This is a genomic window from Streptomyces sp. AN091965, assembly GCF_022698285.1.
GTDB lineage: Bacteria > Actinomycetota > Actinomycetes > Streptomycetales > Streptomycetaceae > Streptomyces.
The window spans coordinates 5,560,780-5,575,044 of the sequence record NZ_JALDMY010000001.1; the positions used below are offsets into that span (position 1 = coordinate 5,560,780).

The window sequence follows — 14,265 nt, forward strand, 5'->3', positions numbered from 1 at the left end:
AGGGCGCCGCCGGAGCGCCCGAGCGTAGGGGTGTTAGGCCAACTGTGCGGTGTTTTCGGTGTTTTCGGGGTGGGGGTGGGGTGGCTGCGGCAGCATCGGGGCGTGTTGAGCACCGGAGCGTTGCGCGCGCATTTGCTGGCGGCCCGGCTCGCCGGGCCCGTGGCCACGTCGCGGGAGGAGAGCCTGCGGAGCTACCGGCTCTTCGCCGCCCGGGACCCGCGGATACTGCTCGGGCTCGATCCCGAATGGACCTGGGGCACCGGCGACTTGCTGCGGCTCATGGCCGACAAGTGCGGGGTGTCCGGCGACCCGAGGCACACTACGGGGGCCGATGTCATTGACCCGGAGCGGACGTTGGCGGCGCTCGACGCGTTCGCCGAGCGGCTCCGGGAGGCGGCCCGGCGGCGGGTTCCCGTGCTGCTCGGGACGGGGCACCCGCACCGACTCCTCGGCTTCTACGCCGCGTTGGCCGATGCCCTGTCGGCGGCGGGCTGCCAGATCCTCACTCCGGCGCAGGGTTGCCGTGTCGACATAACGACCCGGTTCGGCCTACGCACGTACAACCTTGACTACGTACAAGGTGTCGCGCTGGTGCGCGAACCCGGCGTGCGTCCCACCGGGAGTGAGACCGGCGCACACAGCCATTCACCCTTGCCGGTTCGACGGGCTCTCGGGGTCCAGGCGGAGTCCGGGGGCCCCTTGCCCGAGCTGGTCATCGGGGACCACGGATGGGTCTGCGGAGCAGGTCAGCTGGGGTTTGAGGCGATCGGTCTGGCGGATACGGACGATCCGGCCCTGTTCGTCGGAGAGGCGGAGGGGCGAGTGTCCGTCGTCGTTCCGCTTGATGACGCTGTGCGGTCTGATTACTACCGACCGCTTACTCGCTATGTACTCAATCGAGCGTGTCTGTCACAGTAAACGGCCGATGGCAGCTCCTCTTCCCCACTCGCATCACCCGCCCCTACTCTGGGGAGTGAGCGCACAGCGACGAGGAGTCACCGGAAGGGGAAGCCGGTGCGCGTCATGTGCGGAAGGTTCAGGTGTGTCATGGCTGCTGACCAGAGGCCTCTCAGCGAGGTTGCGTTCCTGACCGTGGCGGAGGTCGCCGCGGTGATGCGAGTCTCGAAGATGACCGTGTACCGGCTGGTGCACAGCGGTCATCTGCCCGCAATCCGGGTCGGAAGGTCCTTCCGAGTGCCCGAGAACGCGGTTCACGAGTACCTTCGCGACTCATACGTGGGGGTGGAGACAGCCTGAGCGACCTCTCTCGATTACAGGCTCGGCGAACGGGCGGGTAGGCTAGGCCGACGTAGGTCGTGTGGGCCCAGACGCCCCGCACCGATATCCCCGCTGACGCGGGGGTGATCCGAGAAGTGAGCGAGGGTAGTCGTGGGCTCTGTTATCAAGAAGCGGCGTAAGCGGATGGCGAAGAAGAAGCACCGCAAGCTGCTGAAGCGCACGCGCGTTCAGCGCCGCAACAAGAAGTAAGCGGCAGCTGAGCGAGCGAGCCAGCGCACGTACTGAAGCCCTCCCGTCGTCCGACGGGAGGGCTTCGGTGCGTTCTGGAACCCTCGGAATCATTGAGGGCTCTCTCATATGGGGTTCAACTGTTCAAAGGCGGGCGAACGGCTTGATCTCTACGAAGTCGTGTGGCCGTCGTCACTTCACGCAGCTCGCAGTCATCACAGCGCAACATCGACCCGCTAGCGTTGGCCACGCACGTAACGCGAGGCCGGACGCGCCGCGAGGTCTGAAGAGGCCGTAGCGCGGTACGCGGCCCGCAACAACCGGGGCAACGCGGGGCTGGGGAAAGGCGGCGCTGATCTTGGGCAAGGTCGTGCTCGTGACCGGGGTGGCCCGGCAGCTAGGCGGCAGGTTCGTCCGGCGCGTTCAGCGCGACCCCGAGGTCGAGCGGGTGGTCGCCGTGGACGCGATCCCGCCCGAGCACCATCTGGGCGGCGCCGACTTCGTACAGGCCGACATCCGGCAGCCGACGATCACCCGGGTGCTCGCCGAGCACGCCGTGGACACGGTCGTGCACATGGACGTCACGGGCACCGCGCTCGCCGGCGGCAGCCGCGGCTCGGTCAAGGAGACCAACGTCATCGGCACCATGCAGCTGCTCGGCGCCTGCCAGAAGTCGCCGACGGTCAAGCGCCTGGTGGTGAAGTCGAGTACGAACGTCTACGGCTCGGCGCCGCGCGACCCGGCGGTCTTCACCGAGACCACGCCGCCCAAGTCGCTGCCGAGCGGCGGTTTCGCCAAGGACACCGTCGAGGTCGAGGGCTATGTGCGGGGCTTCGCGCGGCGCCGCCCGGACGTCGCGGTGTGCGTCCTGCGGTTCGCGAACATCCTCGGCCCGGCCGCGGACTCGCCGCTCGCCGAGTACTTCTCGCTGCCGGTGCTGCCGACGGTCTTCGGCTATGACCCGCGCCTGCAGTTCGTCCACGAGGACGACGTGATCGAGGTGCTGCGGCTCGCCTCGCGCGAACCGGCGCGGTCCACGCTCAACAGCGGCACCTTCAACATCGCGGGGGACGGTCTGCTGCTGCTCTCGCAGTGCGCGCGCCGTCTCGGCCGCCCGACGCTGCCGGTGCTGCTGCCCGCCGTCACCTGGGTGGGCACCGCGCTGCGCACGCTCGGCGTCACGGACTTCTCGCGCGAGCAGATCCGGCTGCTCACCCACGGCCGGGTCGTGGCGACACGGCAGATGCGCGAGACACTGGGGTTCAAGCCGAAGTACACGACCGCGGAGACCTTCGCGGACTTCGTACGCGGCCGGGGCCCCGGGCTGCTGCCTCCGGACGCGCTCGCGGCGGCCGTCGACCGGGTCGCGGCACTGCCGTTCGCGGGCGGCGGTACGGAGCGCGGCGCCCCCGCGGGCGCCGGACGCGGAGCCGACGACAGTGCCCACCACAGCGCCAACTGAGGAGATCGTCAACGATGGCGGACGCCAAGGTCATTCCGTTCGACGACGACCGGTCGCGTGGGGCCGGCCAGCGGCCGCCGCGCCGCCGGACCACCGTGTCGCGCCGCAAGGGCGACGCGGCGAAGGTGCGCGAGGTCAAGGCGGTGCCGACCGGAGGGGACGGTGACGTTCCGGCGGTGGGGGAGACGGAGCCGGGGGCCGCGGGCGGGGCTTCCCCCGAGCCGTCGGGGCGGCGGCCGCAGCGGGACGGCCGGGCCCGCGCCGGGGTCTCCCGCGCCGGGACCGCCTCCGCCGAGGAGCAGGAGGCGGTGGCGCCCCGCGTGCCCGAGCCGCGCGGTGGCGGCGGGGGCGGCTGGGACCGGCGGATCGCCGGCGGCCTGGCCTTCCTGCGGCGGCGGCTCACGGGGGACTACGAGGTCGACGAGTTCGGGTACGACGCGGAGCTCACCGACCAGGTGCTGATGTCGCTGCTCAGGCCGGTCTACGACAAGTACTTCAGGGTCGAGGTCAAGGGCATCGAGAACGTGCCGAGTGACGGTGGGGCCCTGATCGTCGCCAACCACTCGGGGACGCTGCCGTGGGACGGCCTGATGATGCAGGTCGCCGTGCACGATCACCATCCGCAGCAGCGGCATCTGCGGCTGCTCGCGGCCGACTTGGTGTTCATGCTGCCGGTGGTGAACGAGCTGGCGCGCAAGGCCGGGCACACGCTGGCCTGTGCGGAGGACGCGGGGGCGCTCCTGGAGCGGGGGGAGCTCGTCGGGGTGATGCCCGAGGGGTTCAAGGGCATCGGGAAGCCCTTCGGGGAGCGGTACAAGTTGCAGCGGTTCGGGCGGGGCGGCTTCGTGTCCACGGCGCTGCGGACCGGGTCGCCGATCGTGCCGTGCTCCATCGTGGGGGCGGAGGAGATCTACCCGATGGTGGGCAACGCGAAGACGGTGGCCCGGGTGTTGGGCATTCCCTACTTTCCGCTGACTCCTACGTTTCCTTGGCTGGGGCCTTTGGGAATGGTGCCGTTGCCCACGAAGTGGACCATTCAGTTCGGGGAGCCGATTCCCACGGACGGGTATCCGCCGGAGGCCGCCGAGGATCCGATGCTGATGTTCAACCTCACGGATCAGGTGCGGGAGCAGATTCAGCACACGCTGTACAAGTTGCTGGTGCAGCGGAGGTCGGTTTTCTTCTGAGTGGGGCTGTCGCTCCCGGCTTCCGATGCAGACGCCTCCGCCCACTCGCCCCTGATTTTTCGGGAACGAGTGGGCGGAGGCGTTGAGCGCTACTTCTGTTCCTCGTCCTCGATTCCCAGTTCCGGGAGGAGGCCGGGGATGAGGGGCGGGAGCGTCACTTCCGGCTTCGCGGGCGTGAGGCTGCTGTGGGGCTTTTCCGAGGTGTTGTGCGAGGGCGGCGGGGTGTGGGGCTTGGGGGGCTCGATCAGCCCGTCCGTGACTCCGGGGAGGAGGCCGTCGCTCTCCTTGTGGGAGGGAGCGGGGGCCTGGGGCCTGCCCGGGGCGCGGTGGGGCTGGGAGTCGTCCGAGGCGTGCGGGGAGGGGCGGTCCCCGCGGGGCGTGTCGGGGGCTTCCTGGCGGGGGCGGTCGTCCGGTGCGCGGTGCTTTCCGGGGGAGCTGGGGAGCAGGGAGCGCAGCGGGTCGACTTGCTGCTCCATGGCGTCGAAGACCGAGGTGACCTCTTCGCCCACGTCACCGAGCTGGACGGGGAGCTTGGCGCGCAGGTCGCGCCAGCTGGCGCTGTGGGCCTTGGCGAAGGAGGAGAGCGCCTGGATGGGGCCGAGGGAGCCGTCGCGCTCGTAGGCCTGACGGAGCAGGCGGTGGCCCTCGGAGGCGTCGTGGCGCATGCCGGAGAGGGCGCGGCGGACCTCGCCGAGGGACTCGTGGTCGAGTTCGCCCGCGCGGGTGCGCTCCATCAGGCGGCGGGCCTCGCTGAGCCTGGTGGAGGCCTGGTCGAGGTAGATCTGCCCGCGGTCGGTGTCGCTGTCGGCCATGCCGAGCTTGAGGTCTTCCATGCCGCGCTTGAGGCCGTAGAGCGAGTCGCCCGGCAGCGCGTCGTTGCTCGCGGCGGCGATGCCGCCGAAGGCTCCGGCGGCCACGCCCACGGTGAGTCCGCCGGCGGCGATGCCTTTGGACAGGCGGGAGCGCGGCTTGAGCTTCCGCAGCGCGCGGTGGGCGCCCTTGCGGGAGCGCTGGCGCGGCACGGAGGCGGTATCGCCGGTGGTGCCTTCCGCGAGCATGGCTTCCATGGCCGCCACGAGCTGGGCCCGCTGCACCACCTTGACCTCGGGATCCAGCTCCGGCCTCGGGAGCTGGGCCAGGCCGTCGGCGAGCGCCAGCAGGCGGTCGCGCTCGGCCGGTCCGGGGGCCGCGGTGTCGGTGCGGGCGACCGTGGGGTCGGCGGGTTCTTCGGGCTGCTCGGCCGCCGGGTCCTGGCCGGAGTGCTCCTCCAGGGCCTGGGCGAAGGCGTTCGCCCGCCGGTGGGCCGATACGTTCGCGATCACTGGCGGCACCTCCTCTCGTCATGACGTCGACTCCCCAGGGGTCCTGAGGGTTGCAGGTCCTGAGCGCTTCCACACGATCGGGTGAGCGAATGGAGCGTCCCCCTGCTCTTTCGGAGCTCGGGGGAGGTCAGGATGCGACCACAGGGAGCCTGCATCCCGCACAACGAGCGTCGCGGCACTTGGGTTACGGACGGCGGATGATCGGACCGCCAGAGAATGGGGAGGCGCCGCGACGGCCATCTGGCCGCCACGGACGGTGAGTTGGCCGTCGCCGAGGGTGTCGGGGCGAGGGCTCGGCCGGGTCGGTGGCCGCTGGGTGACCGCGTCGCGGCCGGGGTGCGGCCGGTCAGCGGGCGTCGTCCGGGAGGAGCCGGGCGAGCGTACGGACCGCTCGGTACTGGAGGGTCTTGATCGCGCCTTCGTTCTTGCCCATCACGCGCGCGGTCTCGGCGACGGAGAGGCCCTGGAGGAAGCGCAGGGTCACGCACTCCTGCTGCTGCGGGTTGAGGCGGCGGACCGCGTCCAGGAGCGCGGCGTTCGACAGGGATTCGAGGACGGAGTCCTCGGGGCTGCGCTCGACCTCGTTGGCGTCGAGCATTTCGCCGGTGGTCACTTCGAGGCGGAACCGGCTCGACTTGAAGTGGTCCGCGACGAGGTTGCGGGCGATCGTGACCAGCCAGGCGCCGAAGTCGCGGCCCTGCCAGGTGAAGGTGCCGATGCGGCGCAGGGCGCGCAGAAAGGTCTCACTGGTGAGGTCCTCCGCGGTCGCCTTGCCGCCGACGCGGTAGTAGATGTAGCGGTAGACCGTGTCGCTGTACTGGTCGTAGAGGCGGCCGAACGCGTCGGCCTCGCCCGCCTGGGCGCGTTCGACGAGGTCCATCATGCGGGCGCTGTCACTGTCCGCGGCGGGGCGGCGGGTGGTGGTGGCGGCGCCGGAGCGCGACCGTCTGCTGACCGCGGCACCGCCGTCCGCCAAGGCGTAGCACGGCCCGGCGGGTGCCGGGACGGCGAAGGCGGGGACGGCGTACGCGGTGGGGACGAAGCCGCGCAGGCGGTCGAGGACCGTTGCGCGCAGCGTAGCCAGGCCCGAGGCGTCAACCCCGACGTGTGGGTACACGGGACTCCCAGAGGCAGAGCTTCCATCACGTGCAGTGCGGGACCGTTCACCCGTCGTAGCGACGTGCAAGGTCCTGTCATGCGTCTGAGGAGAATAACGCTTCGTACAGGCAGCGCTACACCCAGTTGCTCAAATCATCGATTACGTCGCTTCTCTTACCGATCAGCGGTCGGACAAGTACCGGTTATTGAACGCTTGTTGATCGAAACAGCGCGCATTCCGGCTGAGCGGGGGGCGTGTTGTGGCCGAGTTGAACGAACGGGACTGGCGGGAGGCCCGAAGGGTAAGAGAGAACGATTACCGCCGTTTTCGCACAGGTGACGGTACGTGGCGACCAACCGCCCCGCACACACGATCGAGCGACGCGCCAGAGGGCGCGCGCAGCGCGAAAGAAAGTCCGGTCCGGCGCCACAGGGAAGCCCGTCCGGCGTTTGAGGACGAGCGCGCAGCGACAGAGGAGCCGGTCCGGCGCCGGAGGGTGAGGCGATCAGTGCCACAGGGAAGCCGGTCCGGCGTTTGAGGACGAGCGCGCAGCGCGACAGGGAAGCCGGTCTGGCACCCGAGGGTGAGGCGATCAGTGCCACAGGGAAGCCCGTCCGGCGTTTGAGGACGAGCGCGCAGCGCGAAGGGGGAGCCCGTCCGGCGCCGGAGGACGAGGCGCGCAGCGCCGAGGAACGGCTCACGCGCCCCGAGGGCTCAGTGGCGGCGACGGTGCAGCGCCACCGCCGCAGCAGCAGCCCCCGCCAGCGCTCCGACCCCGGCGGCGGCCGGGATGCCGACCTTCGCGGCCTTCCGCCCCGTGCGATAGTCCCGCAGTCGCCAGTCGCGGGCGCGGGCGTGCTTGCGCAGCTTGGCGTCGGGGTTGATCGCGTAGGGGTGGCCGACGAGGGAGAGCATCGGGATGTCGTTGTGGGAGTCGCTGTAGGCGGCGCAGCGGGCCAGGTCGAGGCCCTCGGCGGCGGCCAGGGCGCGCACCGCCTCGGCCTTGGCGGGGCCGTGCAGGGGCTCGCCGACGAGCTTGCCCGTATAGACGCCGTTCACGGACTCGGCGACCGTGCCGAGGGCGCCGGTCAGGCCGAGGCGGCGGGCGATGATCGTGGCCATCTCCACCGGCGCCGCGGTGACCAGCCAGACCTTCTGGCCCGCGTCGAGGTGGGCCTGGGCGAGGGCGCGGGTGCCGGCCCAGATGCGGTCGGCCAGATAGTCGTCGTACACGGCCTCGCCGATGGAGATCAGCTCGGCGACGCGGTGGCCCTTGACGATGGACAGGGCGCTCTCGCGGGCGTCCTGGAGGTGCTCGGGGTCCTCGCCCGCGAGCCGGAACCAGGCCTGCTGCCAGACGAACCGGGTGAGCTCGCGGCGCTGGAAGAATTTGCGCTGGTACAGGCCGCGGCCGAAGTAGAAGAGCGCGGCGCCCTGCAGCACGGTGTTGTCGAGGTCGAAGAAGGCGGCGGCCTTGTCGTCGCCGGCCACCGGGAACTCGGGGCCCTCGGCCTCGTCGGGCGCCGGGGTCCGCGCGAGGTCCTCCAGCTCCTGCGAGGACTTGCGGGCGGCCTCCGCCGAGGCCTCGCCTGCCAGGACGCTGCGCGCGGTGGCGGAGCGCCTACGGGGATGGAGCCAACCGAGAGCGGCCATGCCGTCGAGCATAGCCACTCTGTTCGGTTGTCCCGTGAATGTGAGGATGCGAACCCGTCAACTCGCTGTGTCGTGCTGGTCACAGCGCGAGGTTCGCCCGGCGTGCGGGAGCGCGTAGGAAGCTGGATGCATGAGCCCGATTTTTCGTAGGACGGCGAAGCAGGCGGCCAAGAGCGCCGCGAAGGCACCCGGGGACCGGCTGGTGACGCTGGTCGGCAAGCCCGGGTGCCATCTGTGCGAGGACGCCGAGGCTGTCGTCGCGCAGGTGTGCGGTGAGCTCGGCGTCGCCTGGGAGAAGAAGGACATCACCGAGGACGAGGCGTTGCACCGGGAGTACTGGGAGCAGATTCCGGTGGTGCTCGTGGACGGGGAGCAGCACACCTTCTGGAAGGTCGACGCCGGGCGGCTGCGGCGGGCGCTGACGGAGTAGCGGGGGCGCGACGGCGGGCGGAGGCCATGGCGGGCGGAGGCGATGACGGGCGGAGGTCATGGCGGGCGGAGGTCATGACGGACGGGGGGCGTCGCCGGGCGTGCGTCGCCAGGGGTGATCGCATAGCACGGGTGTGAGGAGGCTCCGGTGTACCGATGGCTGGTTATGACGTCCGGAGCTGTCCGGAAAGTCGTTTAGCATCGGGTGCGGTTTGTGAGGTCTCGGGGGCGATGATCATGAGGAGTGTGTGCGGCTTTGCCCCCGTCAGGTGAGTGTCGTTCCTGGCCGTGCGCCGGTTCCACGAAAGTGCGCCAGGGGCGCGTGACCCCGGTCACGTTGGGCGGGCAAATCGGACACCATCTTTGTGCACGCGTTCACAAAGACATAGCCTGCATTCGACGGGGCGGTCTGGGGACATGGGGCCGCCCGCAGCCCCGCTCTACCCGCAGGAGCACCGTGGCAACTGGCCGAACTCACCGACCGGCGACCCGTAGCCGAGGGATCCCCGAGGCCACCGTCGCCAGGCTTCCGCTGTACCTGAGGGCGCTGACCGCACTGTCGGAGCGCTCCGTGCCCACGGTCTCCTCCGAGGAGCTCGCGGCCGCCGCGGGGGTCAACTCCGCGAAGCTGCGCAAGGACTTCTCGTACCTCGGCTCGTACGGAACGCGGGGCGTCGGCTACGACGTCGAGTACCTCGTCTACCAGATCTCCCGTGAGCTCGGCCTGACCCAGGACTGGCCGGTTGTCATCGTCGGCATCGGTAACCTCGGCGCCGCCCTGGCCAATTACGGCGGGTTCGCCTCGCGCGGGTTCCGCGTGGCCGCCCTCATCGACGCCGACCCGGCGATGGCGGGCAAGCCCGTCGCGGGCATGCCGGTGCAGCACACCGACGACCTCGAGAAGATCATCACGGACAACGGTGTCTCGATCGGCGTGATCGCGACCCCCGCGGGCGCCGCCCAGCAGGTCTGCGACCGTCTCGTCGCCGCCGGTGTCACCTCCATCCTGAACTTCGCGCCGACCGTCCTGACCGTCCCGGACGGCGTCGACGTGCGCAAGGTCGACCTCTCCATCGAGCTGCAGATCCTCGCCTTCCACGAGCAGCGCAAGGCCGGCGAGGAAGGGGCGGGCGACGGCGCCGCCGCGCCCGCCGCCTCCCAGGAGCACCGGAAGGGACCCGACGGGGACGTCCCCGCGGTGATGCCGGCATGAGTCTCCTCGTCGTTGGCCTCAGCCACCGGAGCGCTCCGGTGAGCGTCCTGGAGCGGGCCGCGCTCACCGTCGACGCGCAGTCCAAGCTGCTGCACGACACGGTGGCCGCCGAGCCCGCGGCCGAGGCCGCCGTGCTCGCCACCTGCAACCGCATCGAGCTGTACGCGGACGTGGACAAGTTCCACGCGGGCGTGGCCGAGCTGTCGACGCTGCTCGCCCGGCACAGCGGCGTGGGCCTGGAAGAGCTCACCCCTTATCTGTACGTGCACTACGAGGACCGGGCGGTGCACCACCTGTTCTCGGTGGCGTGCGGCCTCGACTCGATGGTCGTGGGCGAGGGACAGATCCTCGGCCAGATCAAGGACGCCCTGGCGCGGGCGCAGGACCTGCACACCGCGGGGCGGCTGCTCAACGACCTCTTCCAGCAGGCGCTGCGCGTCGGCAAGCGGGCGCACTCCGAGACCGGCATCGACCGGGCCGGGCAGTCCCTGGTGACCTTCGGCCTGGAGCAGCTCGCCGGGCGCGAGCCGGTGGAGGCGTGGGCCAAGGGCAAGCGCGCCCTGGTGATCGGCGCGGGCTCCATGTCGTCCCTCGCGGCGGCGACCCTCGCGCGCTCCGGCGTCGACGAGATCGTGATCGCCAACCGCACCCTGGAGCGGGCCGAGCGGCTCGCCCACCTGCTCGAAGAGCGAAACGCGAACAGCCTGGCCGAGGGCGGCACCGGCGTGCGGGCCCGGGCGGTCCGGATGGACGCGGTGGCGGCCGAGCTGACACGTGCCGACGTGGCCGTGTCCTGTACCGGCGCGACGGGCCTCGTACTCTCGGGCGCCGATGTCGCGGCGGCGGTCTCCGGCCGCACGGGCGCGCCCGCGGTGACGCTTCCCGGCCAGGCGGGCACCCCCGCCGCCGGTGACGCGGACCGGGCCTGCGCGGACGACACCTGCCTCGTCACGCCCGGCGACGGCACCGAAGGCACCGGCGGCCCCGACGCCGGACCGCACATCGGCGACGCCCACGCGTACGAGCAGCACGGCGCGCTCGTCGACAACAGCCCCTCCGTCGGCGGTGGCGCCGCGGCGCGGACCGCCACGGCCGTGGCCCGCGCTCATGTCGCCGCCCCGGCCCGTGCCGTCGCGCTCGCCCTGCTCGACCTGGCCATGCCGCGTGACATCGACGCGGCCGTGCACCGCGTCGAGGGCGTCCGGCTCGTCGACATCGAGTCGCTCGCGGAGGCCTCCGCCGACGCGCCGATGGCCGCCGACGTGGACGCCGTGCGCACGATCGTGTCCGACGAGGTGGCCGCGTTCGGCGCCGCCCAGCGGGCCGCGCACATCACGCCCACCGTGGTCGCGCTGCGCACCATGGCCGCCGACGTCGTCAGCGGCGAGATCGCCCGGCTCGACGGCCGCCTCCCGGGGCTCGGCGACAAGGAGCGGGCCGAGATCACGCAGACCGTGCGCCGCGTCGTGGACAAGCTGCTGCACGCGCCGACGGTGCGGGTGAAGCAGCTGGCCAGCGAGCCCGGCGGCGCCGGGTACGCGGACGCGCTCCGCACCCTCTTCGACCTGGACCCGGAGACGGTCGCGGCCGTCTCCCGGGCCGACCACCTGCGGGACGCCCCCGGCGCGCAGGCGGGCCAGCAGGACCAGCACCACCAGAACGACGACCCGAAGCGAGGCCGGGCATGACCGAGAGGGCCCTCAGGCTCGGGACCAGGCGCAGCAAGCTGGCGATGGCCCAGTCCGGCCAGGTGGCCGAGGAGGTCAGGCAGCTGACGGGGCGTCCCGTCGAGCTGGTCGAGATCACCACGTACGGCGACACCTCGCGCGAGCACCTCGCGCAGATCGGCGGCACCGGTGTGTTCGCGACCGCGCTGCGCGACGCGCTGCGCGACGGCGAGGTCGACTTCGCCGTGCACTCCCTGAAGGACCTGCCGACCGCGCAGCCCGAGGAGTTCACGCTCGCCGCGCTTCCGGTGCGCGAGGACCCGCGGGACGTGCTGATCGCGCGCGACGGCCTGACCTTCGCGCAGCTGCCCGACGGAGCCCGGGTGGGCACCGGCTCGCCGCGCCGCATGGCGCAGCTCAACGCGTACGCCCGCGCTCACGGTCTGACCATCGAGACCGTGCCGATCCGCGGCAATGTCGACTCCCGGATCGGATACGTGCACGACGGGCGGCTCGACGCCGTCGTCCTCGCCGCCGCCGGACTCAGCCGCGTCGGCAGGCTCGACGAGGTGACCGACTTCCTGTCGGTCGACATGGTTCTGCCCGCCCCCGGCCAGGGGGCACTGGCGATCGAGTGTGCCGCGTCCAACGCGGCCCTCGTCGCCACGCTCGCCGAGCTCGACGACCCGTACACCCGGGCCGCCGTGACCGCCGAGCGATCCCTGCTCGCCGCCCTGGAGGCCGGCTGCAGCGCACCCGTGGGGGCGCTGGCCGACCTGCTGGCCGACGGACAGGTTGTCAAGGAAATGCGCCTGCGCGGCGTCGTCGGTGCCACCGACGGCTCGTCGCTGGTGCAGCTGACCACCACCGGTCCCGTGCCCGAGACGGAAGACCAGGCGATGGCGCTCGGGCGGGAACTCGCCGCCGAGATGCTCGCCAAGGGCGCGGCCGGTCTGATGGGGGAGCGAGCACTTTGAGCCCCACCTCGAACCTTCCCGGCCTTCCCGCACACGGGCACGTCACCTTTCTCGGTGCCGGACCCGGAGATCCGGGACTGCTGACTCTGCGCGCCGTCGAGGCGCTGGCCCGAGCGGATGTGCTGATCGCCGAGCCGGATGTTCTCGATGTCGTACGTGTGCACGCCCGAGGGGGTGTGGACACACCCCTGCAGCAGGACGCTGACGGCACGTCAGAGGGCGCTCAGGCGCCGACGGCTGTACCGGATCGGGCTGCGGCCAATCTTGTCATGGAGGCGGCGCGGGGCGGCAGGCGGGTCGTGCGTGCGGTGACCGGCGATCCCGGCCTGGACACGGACGCCGCGGACGAGATGCTCGCCTGCGCCGCCGAGGGCATCCCCTTCGAGGTGGTGCCGGGCATCGCGGCCGCGGTGGGCGTGCCCGCCTACGCGGGGGTGCCGCTGCGGGACGCGCAGGGCACCGACGTGCGCTTCGTCGACGCGCGCACCGCGTCCGACCGCTGCTGGAGCGAGGTCGGCGCCTCGGACGGGACCGTGGTGGTCTCGACGGCCCTGGACTCGGTGGCCGCGGCCGCCGGTGAGCTGGTGGCCGCCGGGCGCAAGCCCGACACGCCGATCACGGTGACCGTCGCCGGTACGACGACGCGCCAGCGCACCTGGACCGCGACGCTCGGCACCGTCGCGCAGGTCTTCAAGCAGGCGAAGGTCCTCCCGTCGCCCGACGGCGGCCGGCCCGTCATAGCCGTGGTCGGCGAGCGTTCCGCCGCCGCCCAGCGCGACCAGCTGTCGTGGTTCGAGTCGAAGCCGCTCTTCGGGTGGCGAGTGCTCGTGCCGCGCACGAAGGAGCAGGCGGCGTCGCTCTCCGACCAGCTGCGTTCGTACGGCGCGGTGCCGCACGAGGTGCCGACGATCGCCGTCGAGCCGCCGCGCACGCCCCAGCAGATGGAGCGGGCCGTCAAGGGGCTCGTGACCGGGCGCTACGAGTGGATCGCCTTCACCTCGGTGAACGCCGTCAAGGCGGTGCGCGAGAAGTTCGAGGAGTACGGGCTCGACGCCCGTGCCTTCGCGGGCATCAAGGTCGCGGCCGTGGGCGAGCAGACGGCGGCCGCGCTGGTCGCCTTCGGCGTGAAGCCGGACCTGGTGCCGAGCGGCGAGCAGTCCGCCGCGGGCCTCCTGGAGGACTGGCCGCCCTACGACCCCGTCTTCGACCCGATCGACCGGGTGTTCCTGCCCCGGGCGGACATCGCCACGGAGACGCTGGTCGCCGGGCTCATCGACCTCGGGTGGGAGGTCGACGACGTCACCGCCTACCGGACCGTGCGGGCCTCGCCGCCGCCCGCGGAGACCCGTGAGGCCATCAAGGGCGGCGGCTTCGACGCCGTGCTCTTCACGTCGAGCAGCACGGTGCGCAACCTGGTCGGCATCGCCGGCAAGCCGCACAACGTGACCGTCATCGCCTGCATCGGGCCCGCCACGGCGAAGACCGCGGAGGAGCACGGCCTGCGCGTGGACGTGATGGCTCCCGAGCCGTCCGTGCACCAGCTGGCCGCCGCGCTCGCGGAGTTCGGCGCGCGTCGCCGCACGGCCGCGCTGGCGGCGGGGGACCCGGTGACCAGGCCCAGCGAGCGTCGGCCAGGAGCGCGGAGGCGGCGGGCCGCGGCGCCGTAAGGTGCCTTCGCGGGGCGTGCCCCGGGCCCGCCCCTTCCCGGACCGGAGGGCGCTGCCCTCCGGGACCTCCGTTCATCGGCCTTCGGCCTCGTCCTGAGACGCCGGACGGGCTGGGTCAGCCC

13 protein-coding genes are annotated in these 14,265 nt (G+C 71.8%); 10 read left to right on the forward strand and 3 right to left on the reverse strand.

Going from position 1 to position 14,265, the window contains the following annotated elements; translation table 11 throughout:
* The first annotated feature begins 102 nt into the window (after nt 1-102).
* From MQV74_RS23585 to MQV74_RS23605, 5 genes are all read left to right on the forward strand, one after another.
* Nucleotides 103-918: a phosphatase gene (locus tag MQV74_RS23585; protein ID WP_242720672.1), complete on the forward strand. Its 816-nt coding sequence runs from the start codon at nt 103-105 to the stop codon at nt 916-918.
* Nucleotides 919-1,047: 129 nt separating this feature from the next.
* Nucleotides 1,048-1,257 carry a helix-turn-helix domain-containing protein gene (locus tag MQV74_RS23590; protein ID WP_157164103.1) on the forward strand — a complete coding sequence of 70 codons (210 nt, stop codon included), beginning with the start codon at nt 1,048-1,050 and terminating at the stop codon, nt 1,255-1,257.
* A gap of 132 nt (nt 1,258-1,389) precedes the next feature.
* The gene (locus tag MQV74_RS23595; RefSeq protein WP_003948845.1) at nt 1,390-1,488 is read left to right on the forward strand and encodes a 30S ribosomal protein bS22; all 99 of its coding nucleotides are present in this window, start codon (nt 1,390-1,392) and stop codon (nt 1,486-1,488) included.
* Nucleotides 1,489-1,825: 337 nt separating this feature from the next.
* Nucleotides 1,826-2,929 (forward strand): NAD-dependent epimerase/dehydratase family protein, encoded by a 1,104-nt coding sequence (locus MQV74_RS23600; protein WP_242720675.1) that lies wholly within the window; start codon nt 1,826-1,828, stop codon nt 2,927-2,929.
* A gap of 14 nt (nt 2,930-2,943) precedes the next feature.
* Nucleotides 2,944-4,116, forward strand: coding sequence for a lysophospholipid acyltransferase family protein (locus MQV74_RS23605; RefSeq protein WP_242720677.1), 1,173 nt, complete (start codon nt 2,944-2,946; stop codon nt 4,114-4,116).
* Between the two features lie 89 nt (nt 4,117-4,205).
* On the opposite strand, the gene MQV74_RS23610 is transcribed toward MQV74_RS23605, so the two are convergent.
* From MQV74_RS23610 to MQV74_RS23620, 3 genes are all read right to left on the reverse strand, one after another.
* Complete coding sequence (locus MQV74_RS23610) at nt 4,206-5,438, reverse strand: DUF5667 domain-containing protein (protein ID WP_242720679.1); 1,233 nt, start codon at nt 5,436-5,438, stop codon at nt 4,206-4,208.
* 346 nt (nt 5,439-5,784) lie between these two features.
* The gene (locus MQV74_RS23615; protein ID WP_138961157.1) at nt 5,785-6,555 is read right to left on the reverse strand and encodes an ECF subfamily RNA polymerase sigma factor, BldN family; all 771 of its coding nucleotides are present in this window, start codon (nt 6,553-6,555) and stop codon (nt 5,785-5,787) included.
* Between the two features lie 696 nt (nt 6,556-7,251).
* Nucleotides 7,252-8,190 (reverse strand): HAD family hydrolase, encoded by a 939-nt coding sequence (locus MQV74_RS23620; RefSeq protein WP_242720681.1) that lies wholly within the window; start codon nt 8,188-8,190, stop codon nt 7,252-7,254.
* Between the two features lie 130 nt (nt 8,191-8,320).
* Between MQV74_RS23620 and MQV74_RS23625 the strand changes: the two genes are divergently transcribed.
* The 5 genes from MQV74_RS23625 to MQV74_RS23645 all read left to right on the forward strand — a co-directional run bounded on the left by MQV74_RS23625 (nt 8,321) and on the right by MQV74_RS23645 (nt 14,143).
* Complete coding sequence (locus MQV74_RS23625) at nt 8,321-8,620, forward strand: glutaredoxin family protein (protein WP_242720683.1); 300 nt, start codon at nt 8,321-8,323, stop codon at nt 8,618-8,620.
* 456 nt (nt 8,621-9,076) lie between these two features.
* Nucleotides 9,077-9,832, forward strand: coding sequence for a redox-sensing transcriptional repressor Rex (locus MQV74_RS23630; RefSeq protein WP_030687529.1), 756 nt, complete (start codon nt 9,077-9,079; stop codon nt 9,830-9,832).
* The gene (locus MQV74_RS23635) at nt 9,829-11,520 is read left to right on the forward strand and encodes a glutamyl-tRNA reductase (protein ID WP_242720685.1); all 1,692 of its coding nucleotides are present in this window, start codon (nt 9,829-9,831) and stop codon (nt 11,518-11,520) included. Before MQV74_RS23630 ends, MQV74_RS23635 begins: the two co-directional genes overlap by 4 nt.
* Nucleotides 11,517-12,476, forward strand: coding sequence for a hydroxymethylbilane synthase (hemC, locus tag MQV74_RS23640; RefSeq protein ID WP_242720687.1), 960 nt, complete (start codon nt 11,517-11,519; stop codon nt 12,474-12,476). The genes MQV74_RS23635 and hemC overlap by 4 nt, the downstream gene beginning before the upstream one ends.
* Nucleotides 12,473-14,143: a uroporphyrinogen-III synthase gene (locus MQV74_RS23645; protein ID WP_242720689.1), complete on the forward strand. Its 1,671-nt coding sequence runs from the start codon at nt 12,473-12,475 to the stop codon at nt 14,141-14,143. The genes hemC and MQV74_RS23645 overlap by 4 nt, the downstream gene beginning before the upstream one ends.
* Nucleotides 14,144-14,265 lie beyond the last annotated feature (122 nt).